Source organism: Streptomyces sp. (assembly GCF_035563135.1).
GTDB lineage: Bacteria > Actinomycetota > Actinomycetes > Streptomycetales > Streptomycetaceae > Streptomyces.
Map to the genome: position 1 here is coordinate 1 of NZ_DATMVN010000619.1, position 2,532 is coordinate 2,532.

Genomic DNA, 2,532 nt, shown 5'->3' on the forward strand with positions numbered 1-2,532 from the left:
CCGACGTGGCACTCGCCGCGACGCTCAACCAGGACGAGGAACGCGCCCGGTGGTACGTCGAGCACACGCTGGGTGAACTCGCCGGACCCGACCACGACATGCTCACCCTCCGTGCCACCCTTCGGGCGTTCTTCGCGACACGCATGCGGGTCGCGCCCACCGCGGAGCTGTTGTTCCTGCACCGCAACACCCTCATCAGCCGCCTTGACCGGGTCGAGCGGCTCCTGGGCCACCGCGTGTCCGAACGCACAGCGGAGGTCCAGGCCGCCCTCCTGCTCAGCGAGCTGCCCGAGGACCCTCGTCAGGGTGCACGCACCGAGTAGAGCCCGCCGCCTGCTCGTCCCCGCAGTCAGCTGCGCAGATGCCGCTCCGTCGTCGCTCGGCGACGATGTCGGAGCTCGCCGCACCACCGGAGCGACGCCGGCGTCTGCCGCGACGTGCCGCGTCTGCGGCTAGCGCTCCTCATCGGAGCGCCGCCGGGCAGCGCGGACGTCGATCGCATGCTGGTCGGCCCAGGCGAGCAACCTGTCGAACGCGTCGCGAAATGTTCGGCCCGACGTCGGGACCGAGTACTGCACGCGCGGGGAATGCCGTCGTACGCCTTCTCGGATCATGGAGCTCGGCTTGGAGCCGGACGGGTCCATGCAGGTTCCTCCGGGTGCCTACCCGGTCGGCTGATATGACGGCAGCCCCACACCCGGTGAGCTCGGGCCCGCTGTCCTGGCCGGTCGCGTCGACTGGAAGGGCGAACCGGGAGCCTTCTACGGGCTACGGGAGCTGCGTCCCGGGGACACCGTCGTCGTCGACCGCGCCGATGGCACCGTCGCGACCTTCCGCGTCGACCGCGTCGAGAAGCACCCCAAGGACGACTTCCCGACCGAGGGCCTACGGCGACATTGACCACGCCGGCCTGCGCTTGATCACCTGCGGCGGGGCGTTCGACGAAGACACGGGGGACTACCAGAGCAACGTCATCGTGTTCGCCAGCCTGGCAACGGTCAGCCAGACATAGCGCGCCCGCTCACGGTGTCGCATCGGTCATTGCCGGCGTAACCCTCCACGGGCCGGCACGGCCACCGCAGTCGGTATATGAGCGGAGCCCCAACACACCGCGTCCCGCGCAGACGTAAGGGCCTCCGACGCCCATCCACATCCTCATGGCCGCTTCCCACAACCGCCTTCGATCCGCCTGCATCGGGCCGGGGGAAGGGTTGGAAGGGTGGGCCGTAGGCCCATCCCTTCCGGACGTCGGCGGGCTGTTGCCCTCGTCGAACCCCACATCGCCGTAGCGAGCTTGGGCTGATGGAGTTCGGGACATCCGTTGCGCAGGCGTCCGCGTGCGACTGGCTACGCAGCTGCGGGACGACCGGCTGGCCGCCGCGTCCGCTTCCGTAACCTCAGAACGTGGACGCGAACGACAGCTCTGATCTCGTAGAGATCCGTCAAGCGATCGACATGCTCGATGGCCACATCGTTGCGTTGATAGCCGAGCGCGAGAAATGGGTGCAGCGGGCAGGCCAGGTCAAGCGCGACCAGGATGAAGATGCAGTACGCGCTCCGGCGCGGGTTGAAGCGGTGATCGCCCGGGTCCGTGCGTTGGGCGTGTCGGCCGGAGCCTCCCCGGAGGTCGTTGAGCGCACTTACCGTGCCCTGATTGCTGCCTTCGTCGACCTCGAGCTGGTGGTGCATGCCCGCGAGGACAGCAGCGTGCGGAGAGGCGAGCTACCGAGTTCGTCATGAGGCGCCGCGGAGTCCGATGCCGCGGGGCCTGGTGACCCGCGGGGGATCCTGCGGCGTGGTCAGGCGCTGAGACCGGCCCACACCGCGTCGGCGTCCGGCATCGCGGCGATCTCCTCGCGTATGCGCTGGGCCGCCGCTGGGAACGCCGGGTCGCCGGTCACCTCGGCGACCGCGGCCCGGATCGTGGTGACGGCGTAGTTCTCTGGGGCGACGACCACCCCCGCACCGGCCCGGGCCAGCAGGGCGGCGTTCTGCGGCTGGTCGGTCCCCCGCGGGAGGGCAACCTGGGGTACGCCGTGCACGAGGCCGCCGAGCATCGTGCCCGACCCGCCGTGGGACACCAGCAGGTCGGCCCGCTCAAGCAGGGCGGCCTGCGGGACGAACTGCGCGACCACGGCGTTGGCCGGCACTGGGTCGAGCTCGTCGGGGTCGAGCTGGCGGCCGGTCGTGGCGACCACGACGCCGTCGAACCCCTCCAGGGCCGTGAGCCCGGCCGCGAGGTCGGCGGTGTCGGTGTTCTTGACCGTGCCGAGGGTGAAGTAGGCGACGGGCCGGTCGCCCGCGAGGACGTCGGCCACCTCCGGCGGCACCGGACCGGGCTCGCCGGCGCTCGGCCGCAGAGGCATGCTCCCCGGCCACGGCGGCGGGCCGGCGGGCTGCAGCGAGGGCGGGCACAGATCGAGGGCCTGCTCGGCCGAGACCCGCCCCGACGCCCGCGCAATCGCCGAGGAACTGACCCGGCGCCAGGTTCGGCTGAGCCTGGGCGGCTCGGTGTACGACCCGCACGATCCG

3 protein-coding genes and 1 pseudogene are annotated in these 2,532 nt (G+C 71.2%); 3 read left to right on the forward strand and 1 reads right to left on the reverse strand.

The window, feature by feature from the left end; translation table 11 throughout:
• From VN520_RS27655 to VN520_RS27660, 3 genes and pseudogenes are all read left to right on the forward strand, one after another.
• The coding region (locus VN520_RS27655; protein ID WP_325749676.1) for a helix-turn-helix domain-containing protein at positions 1-323 on the forward strand (323 nt) is incomplete at its 5' end.
• Positions 324-690: 367 nt separating this feature from the next.
• A pseudogene (locus VN520_RS39710) lies at positions 691-900 on the forward strand (sortase domain-bontaining protein); the annotation flags it as partial.
• A 504-nt stretch (positions 901-1,404) separates the two neighbouring features.
• Complete coding sequence (locus VN520_RS27660; RefSeq protein ID WP_325749677.1) at positions 1,405-1,740, forward strand: chorismate mutase; 336 nt, start codon at positions 1,405-1,407, stop codon at positions 1,738-1,740.
• Between the two features lie 59 nt (positions 1,741-1,799).
• On the opposite strand, the gene VN520_RS27665 is transcribed toward VN520_RS27660, so the two are convergent.
• On the reverse strand, positions 1,800-2,532 hold a 733-nt coding region (locus VN520_RS27665), incomplete at its 5' end, for a glycosyltransferase (protein ID WP_325749678.1).